Source organism: Exiguobacterium sp. A1_3_1, assembly GCF_048985645.1.
Taxonomy (GTDB): Bacteria; Bacillota; Bacilli; order Exiguobacteriales; family Exiguobacteriaceae; genus Exiguobacterium_A; species Exiguobacterium_A indicum.
In genome coordinates this window covers 1-6,666 of sequence record NZ_WBYY01000176.1, presented here as the reverse complement: position 1 = coordinate 6,666, position 6,666 = coordinate 1, and the positions used below count along the sequence as shown (strand labels likewise).

Annotated in this window: 7 protein-coding genes; 6 read left to right on the top strand and 1 reads right to left on the bottom strand. The window is 47.7% G+C overall.

Going from position 1 to position 6,666, the window contains the following annotated elements:
• Positions 1–778 (top strand): GGDEF domain-containing protein (locus tag F8N00_RS15130; protein ID WP_421018499.1); only part of this gene is annotated, 778 nt, incomplete at its 5' end.
• A 15-nt stretch (positions 779–793) separates the two neighbouring features.
• Positions 794–1,576, top strand: a complete 783-nt coding sequence (locus F8N00_RS15125) for an alpha/beta hydrolase (protein WP_075642920.1) — start codon at positions 794–796, stop codon at positions 1,574–1,576.
• A 58-nt stretch (positions 1,577–1,634) separates the two neighbouring features.
• Here F8N00_RS15125 and F8N00_RS15120 read toward each other — a convergent pair whose 3' ends face one another.
• Positions 1,635–2,549, bottom strand: coding sequence for a rhodanese-related sulfurtransferase (locus F8N00_RS15120; protein ID WP_082663183.1), 915 nt, complete (start codon positions 2,547–2,549; stop codon positions 1,635–1,637).
• Positions 2,550–2,787: 238 nt separating this feature from the next.
• Here F8N00_RS15120 and F8N00_RS15115 point away from each other — a divergent pair, with 238 nt between their 5' ends.
• The 4 genes from F8N00_RS15115 to F8N00_RS15100 all read left to right on the top strand — a co-directional run bounded on the left by F8N00_RS15115 (position 2,788) and on the right by F8N00_RS15100 (position 6,550).
• Complete coding sequence (locus F8N00_RS15115) at positions 2,788–3,435, top strand: TVP38/TMEM64 family protein (RefSeq protein WP_023469681.1); 648 nt, start codon at positions 2,788–2,790, stop codon at positions 3,433–3,435.
• Positions 3,436–3,698: 263 nt separating this feature from the next.
• On the top strand, positions 3,699–4,025 hold the full coding sequence (locus tag F8N00_RS15110) for a DUF485 domain-containing protein (protein ID WP_023469682.1): 327 nt from the start codon (positions 3,699–3,701) through the stop codon (positions 4,023–4,025).
• On the top strand, positions 4,022–5,578 hold the full coding sequence (locus tag F8N00_RS15105) for a solute symporter family protein (protein WP_075642919.1): 1,557 nt from the start codon (positions 4,022–4,024) through the stop codon (positions 5,576–5,578). The genes F8N00_RS15110 and F8N00_RS15105 overlap by 4 nt, the downstream gene beginning before the upstream one ends.
• Positions 5,579–5,692: 114 nt before the next feature.
• Entirely contained in the window at positions 5,693–6,550 is an 858-nt protein-coding gene (locus F8N00_RS15100; protein ID WP_075642918.1) for a sulfite exporter TauE/SafE family protein, read from the top strand.
• The last annotated feature ends 116 nt before the right edge of the window (positions 6,551–6,666 follow it).

Here is a 6,666-nt window from a genome sequence, read left to right as displayed (position 1 = left end):
GTTTCATTCCTTGTCAGCCGACGATTTGCATACCCCGATCATCTATGGGCTGCGTTGCGACTGGGGAAACGATATTCAAATCGGATTGCCTGTCGATCGTCACTCGATGTTAGCGATTCCTTCGATTACGAGCGGTGAGGTCGATGTTTCGATCATCCTGTTCCATCAAGTCGCAGACGCCTATGATGCGACGAATGCCGACGAATTATCTCGTTTGCTCCGTATCTTTTGTCGCGTCTTAGAACGCTCACGTGAAACGGTCCAACTCTATACGGAAAGTCGGACCGATGCCTTGACCGAGTTACCGAATAGTCGGGCTTTTTATGAACACGGTCGGCAGGAATTTGCCGCTGACTGCTATCCGCTCTCCTTGATCCTGTTCGATATCGATCATTTCAAACGTGTCAATGATACGTACGGTCATAAAGTGGGCGATCTCGTCCTTCGTGAACTCGGTCGACGTATCCAGGCGATCCAATTGCAATATGATGATGTCTTTGCTGCTCGTTATGGCGGGGAGGAATTCGTGCTACTGTTGCGAAATGGTAGTCAAGAGGCTGCTATCCAGATTGCCGAGACGGTCCGCCATGCGGTCATGGATCGTCCCTTCCTCGTCGATGGTCACCGACTGTCCTTAACCGTCAGCCTCGGAATTGACACAGTGGAGGAAAGATATCAACGAACGTTCGAAGAATCACTCCGTCAAGCCGACCATGCACTCTATGTCGGCGGAAAACACAACGGACGCAATTGTACCGCGCATTACGCAAATCTTTGAAAGGTCGTGACTCTATTGTCGATTACGGAAATTGAAATGACGCTACCGACATCACAAGCTCTCCGGACGATTCGGATTCATCGTCCGCCCCATTTAGATCCTTCTGAAGCGTTACCGGTGATTTATATGCACGATGGACAAAACGTCTTCAGTGGAGAAACCGCCTCGTTCGGAAAAGGCTGGGAGATTCATCTTGCGCTACAACAAACACAGATTCCGGCAATGGTCGTCGCGATCGACAGTCCAGAAGACGGAATGGATCGTTACGACGACTACGCTCCTTGGAGTGATGAAGCTTTATTGATGCGGACCGCTTATCCTTCGCACCGGAAGTCGATCGGGGGAAACGGTAAGGTCTACATGGACTGGATCATCCGCGAGCTAAAACCATACATTGATGCCAACTACGCGACACGCCCTGACGATACGACGATGATTGGCAGCTCGATGGGTGGCGTCATCTCGCTCTATGGATTGTTCGCGTATCCGGAAGTCATCACGCGCGTCGCTGCCCTGTCGACTGCCGGATGGGCAAACTTCTCCTCACTCCTTGAATTCATCGAGCGCAGTCCATCGCTGTCTACTGCCCATCGCTGTTATATGGATGTCGGGACAAAAGAAGTGAGTGGTCCGATGACCGAAACGGATTATTTACACACAAATGATGTCTTAGCACGCGCGGTCGAACAGAAACTTACTCAAAGTCGCTATACGATCATCCCGGAAGCGATTCATCATGAAACGGCCTGGGCCGAGCGTTTACCGGATGTTTTGCGTTACTTGTTTCCTTCCTCGTGAATACACAAAAAGCCGGGCGATTTCTACTAAAGAAATCCTCCGGCTTTTTACGCGTGCCTTATACTAATTCTTCTTGTTGCTCTTTTTCATAACGGTTACGCGGATGCTCCCGGCATTCATCGGAACACGAACGCATGACTTTTGGTTCGCATTCTTCACAGCAGAAGTGCTGTCGATTACATTCCGGGTTTGCACAATTAACGTAGCGCGTCTCCGGTTTTCCACAGTAGTAACATTCTGAGACGACAGAAGGATTGACGGCATTGACAGGAACTTGTACACGCTCATCAAAGACGTATAGTTCGCCTTCCCAGTCTTCTCCTTGCGTCTGTTCATCTTTTCCGTACATGACGACTCCGCCTTTTAGGTGGAAGATATCATCACTCTGTTGCCGTTTACGGAAGTACGCCGTGAATTTTTCACAACGAACACCACCCGTACAGTATGTGAGAACCTTTTTTCCTTCAAACAAATGCTCGTTCTCGTCAAGCCACTCCGGGAATTCCCGTGAAGCCTCGACATCGACTTTTACAGCATTCTTGAAGTGTCCGAGGTCGTATTCATAGTTGTTGCGTACATCGAGAATGACGACATCATCTTGTTTCATCATTTCTTTCCACTCTGCTGGTTCAAGATACGCAGCGTGTTCTTCTGGTACGTTGAATTCATCCTCAAAACGCCATGTGACGAGTTCTTTTTTGTAACGGACGAACGTCTTTTTGAAGGCGTGCTCTTCGACTTCATCGATTTTGAATTCGATGTCAGCGAATCGTGGATCCGCCGTCAAGTCCTTCATGTATTGTTCCGTTTGTTCGACCGTTCCAGAGAGTGTGCCGTTGATTCCTTCTGGTGCGATCAAAATCCGACCTTTAATACCGAGCTCTTTACAGTAAGCAAGATGCTCTTTCGTTAGCTGTTCCGCATTTTCGATCGGAACATACTTATAAAATAATAGTACGCGATAAGGTTTCATATTCCTCATTAGCCCCCATGTCAGTTTTTTGCAGTAAAACGAACGTTGGCAAACGAAGCGTCTAGCTATTGACTAGCTGGGAACGCCTGCAAAACGCACCCATTTAAGTATAATACCAACTCCCTTTCGAATGTACAATCTACAATTCCTGAATCCCTTTCAAGGAATTTCATTCCCTTTCTGAATCAGAAAGAGGTAAAATAAAACACAGTAGTACATCTCGCAAGGAGGATTCCGAATGCTCCATACACTTCGTGACTGGATCGAGCAGATGATTTTCTTTCTCCAAGACTTACCTGGAGGAGCTGCCACCGGTTTGATTGCCCCGTTTCTTGAGTCTCTATTTCCTTTCCTGCCACTCGTCCTGATCATTTCCGCGAATGCGGCAACCTATGGTTTTGGTATGGGTGTTCTCGTATCATGGGTCGGGAGCATGCTTGGATCACTCGTCGTCTTCGCTTGTATTCGATATCTATTTCGTCGTCCGGTTACGCGTTGGCTTGAAAAACACCATGCCGCACAACAGTGGATCGAACGTGTTCGTCACATGAGTCCCATCTCACTCGGATTCTTTTTTTCACTTCCTTTCATGCCTGCGTTCATCATCACGTCCATTTCCGCCATGATTCAACTATCGCTGCGGACGTATTTGATCGCTGCTGGTGCCGGTCGTCTGATCGTCGTCATCATCTTCTCGCTAATCGGAAAGGAATGGTCCACGTTCCTTGAACGTCCGATGCGTCTTGTCCTTCTATTTTTGATTTTACTCGCCATCTGGGGAGTCAGTCGCGGTACGGAAGAATGGCTGAAGCGTCGTGCGCTCTCAAAACGTGCGGATCATTTACGGGAAATCGAAGATAAGATCGAACGTCCATCTGAAAAATGACTCAAGCCTGTCTATGCTTCCATAGGCAGGCTTTTTAAGTTGTTCTCATTTTCCGGGTACTAGGTCTTTTGAATCATTTTTCGATATAATTAATATATAAAAATAACGTTCAAACAATGTTCAATATTGCAAACGCTTACATTAAATTGGTATGACCAATATTAATATAATAATGAGCTTTTCTTCTTAAAAATTAGGATAGCTTTTCCAGAAACGACATCCTTATAATGAATTTACATTCATTCCTTAAAGGAGGCGTCCTCATGCATCAAGTGTCCGAAGTTCAAAAAAATGAAGCGACTCAATCCGCTCCAGCAATCGTCGAGAGCGCTACTTTTCAACAATTGATGCGTCAAAAGAATGGCTTCATTCTTCCAGCCATCAGTTTCTGTCTTATTTTTTATTTTACGCTTCCGATTTTAACAAGCTACTTCACGATTTTAAATCAGCCGGTGTTCGGTGATATTACAGGTGCTTGGATCTTCGCTTTTGCTCAGTTCATCATGACGTGGACGTTCTGCATGATGTACAGCAAAAAAGCACGTGCCTTTGATCGACTCGTCGAACAGATCAAGGAGGAGTCGAAATGAATTATACTGCCGTTGCCTTATTTGCGGCGATCGTCGGTTTGACGCTCGTCATTACATACTTTGCTGCTCGTAAAACAAAAACTGCTAACGACTTTTATACAGCGGATGGTGGACTCACTGGTGCACAAAACGGGATGGCGATTGCCGGCGACTATATGTCTGCTGCCTCGTTCCTCGGAATTGCTGGAATGATCGCTTTAGCCGGATTCGACGGATTCTTCTACTCGATCGGCTTCCTCGTTGCCTATCTGGTTGTCTTGTACCTCGTTGCCGAACCACTTCGGAACCTTGGGAAGTACACGATGGCGGATATGATTGCCGCTCGTTTCAATGCTTCAAAAGTTCGAGGAGTCGCTGCCATGAACTCAATCGCGATCTCGATTTTCTATATGATTGCGCAACTCGTTGGTGCGGGTGCCTTGATTGAACTGTTATTAGGAATTCCTTACACGACAAGTGTCATCATCGTCGGTATCTTGATGACCGTCTACGTTGTCTTCGGTGGTATGACGGCGACCTCATGGGTCCAAATCATCAAAGCGATTCTCTTGATGGCAGGAACAGCTGTCATTTCGTTCATGGTCTTCGCCAAGTTCGATTTTTCGATCTTCAAGATGTTTTCAGAAGTCAAACAAGCGACACCGCTCGGTGATTCATTCTTGAATCCCGGAAACAAGTTCAAATTACCGCTCGATACGATTTCATTGAATCTCGCACTCGTTCTCGGAACGGCTGGATTACCACATATCTTGATTCGTTTCTTTACTGTTAAGGATGCTCCGACTGCTCGTAAATCCGTCGTATATGCGACGTGGATCATCGGTGCCTTTTATATCTTGACGATCTTCCTCGGCTTTGGTGCCGCTGCTTTCGTCGGTTCTGAAGATATCATTGCTGCCAATGCTGCTGGTAACATGGCGGCACCACTTCTTGCCCAAGCACTCGGTGGCGATTTACTCTTCGCGTTCGTCGCTGCAGTCGCCTTTGCGACGATCCTCGCCGTTGTTGCGGGACTCGTCTTATCCGCAGCATCCGCCTTTGCCCATGATTTCTATAGTCATATTCTTCGCAAAGGACAAGCAACGGAAAAAGAACAGATGACGGCAGCACGACTCGCTTCCATCGCCGTCGCCTTGATTTCGATGGTACTGGCATTGTTCGCGCAAACGATGAACGTCGCGTTCCTCGTTTCGCTTGCCTTTGCTGTCGCGGCAAGTGCCAACTTGCCAGTTATTCTCTTGACGATCTTCTGGCGCCGTTTCAATACTGGCGGAGCTGTCACAGGTATGGTCGTCGGGTTATTCTCTTCACTGATTCTCGTCGCACTCAGTCCAAACCTTTGGGCAGTCGACGGTTCAGCCTTGTTCGTCGGGGAAGCCCTCTTCCCGCTGACGAATCCAGGAATCGTCTCCATCCCGCTTGGCTTCCTCGGAGCCATCGTCGGAACATTGTTGACGAAATCGAACGAAGTTGCCGGTAACTTCGAACGTATCGTAGTCAAGGCCAATACCGGTATCGATGCAGCCGCAGAAGTCGCCGCGTCAAAAGAATAAGTTCCCCTTAACGGCTCCTTCAACCCCCTTGAAGGAGCCGTCCCCTTTTACATTCTTCTCATTCATTGCCATACTAAGTGAAGAATAGAGAAGAAAAGGAAAGGAAGACTGTACATGGATCTCGCTTTTTATTATTTCTTAATCCTCGGATTTTTCATTGGAATCATCTCCGGCTTTTTCGGAATCGGTGGCGGTATCATCTTGACGCCCCTACTACTCATTTTAGGATATGCTCCAAGCGTTGCGATCGCGACCAGTCTCATGTTGACTCTCGGATCAACGGTTTCAGGTACGCTCTCTCACTTACGCCTTAAAAATGTCGTCTGGCGCGATAGCCTTGTCGTCGGGGGCGTTGGAATCATCGGTTCGACGATCGCGACACCACTTGTCCTTCGTTTAGAGGAAGTCAACGGTGCTCATCTCGTCATCTCGATCGTTTATATCGGACTCCTACTCTACTTCGCGAATAAGTTCTTACGTCCGAAAGCAACGACCGGAGAACAGACAGGTTGGAAAAATCGATATCTTGCCCTTGCCTTTACTGGTCTGTTCGCTGGATTCATCTCTTCGCTTCTCGGTGTCAGCGGTGGATTCATCATCACACCGTTACTCGTCGGGATTGTTGGCTATGAGTTGAAACGTGCGGTTGGAACGAGTATTGCCTCCGCGTTACTGATCGTCCTATCGGGACTCGTCAACTATACGGTCGCGAGCACGAATATCGATATCCTCGTTGGAATCATGCTGATTGTCGGCGCCTTGCTCGGAGCACCGATTGGCGCGAAGCAGTTGACGCATTTCGAAAGTCCGTTCGTCAAAAAGTATCTCGGTATCTTCTATTTGACAGTTGCGGTCAGTGTTCTACTCGAAGTCATCGGCTGGAACGTCGCTTCACTCTCTGTACTCGTTGCGCTTAGTTTAATTTTCCTGCTAACACTCCTCATCTACAGTCGTCGTCGAACGAATGGATGAATCGTCTCACCAGAAAAGGGGCTGACTCAAAAGTCAATCTCTACAAAAATAAGGGTGGCAGAATGATGATCTGCCACCCTTATCTCTGTCTCTTATACACATCTCCGAGCCCACGA

Bases quoted from the DNA above. Each gene is read 5' to 3' on its own strand.
- F8N00_RS15120 (WP_082663183.1), bottom strand. From the start codon at position 2,549: ATGAAACCTTATCGCGTACTATTATTTTATAAGTATGTTCCGATCGAA.
- F8N00_RS15115 (WP_023469681.1), top strand. From the start codon at position 2,788: ATGCTCCATACACTTCGTGACTGGATCGAGCAGATGATTTTCTTTCTC.
- F8N00_RS15110 (WP_023469682.1), top strand. From the start codon at position 3,699: ATGCATCAAGTGTCCGAAGTTCAAAAAAATGAAGCGACTCAATCCGCT.
- F8N00_RS15105 (WP_075642919.1), top strand. From the start codon at position 4,022: ATGAATTATACTGCCGTTGCCTTATTTGCGGCGATCGTCGGTTTGACG.
- F8N00_RS15100 (WP_075642918.1), top strand. From the start codon at position 5,693: ATGGATCTCGCTTTTTATTATTTCTTAATCCTCGGATTTTTCATTGGA.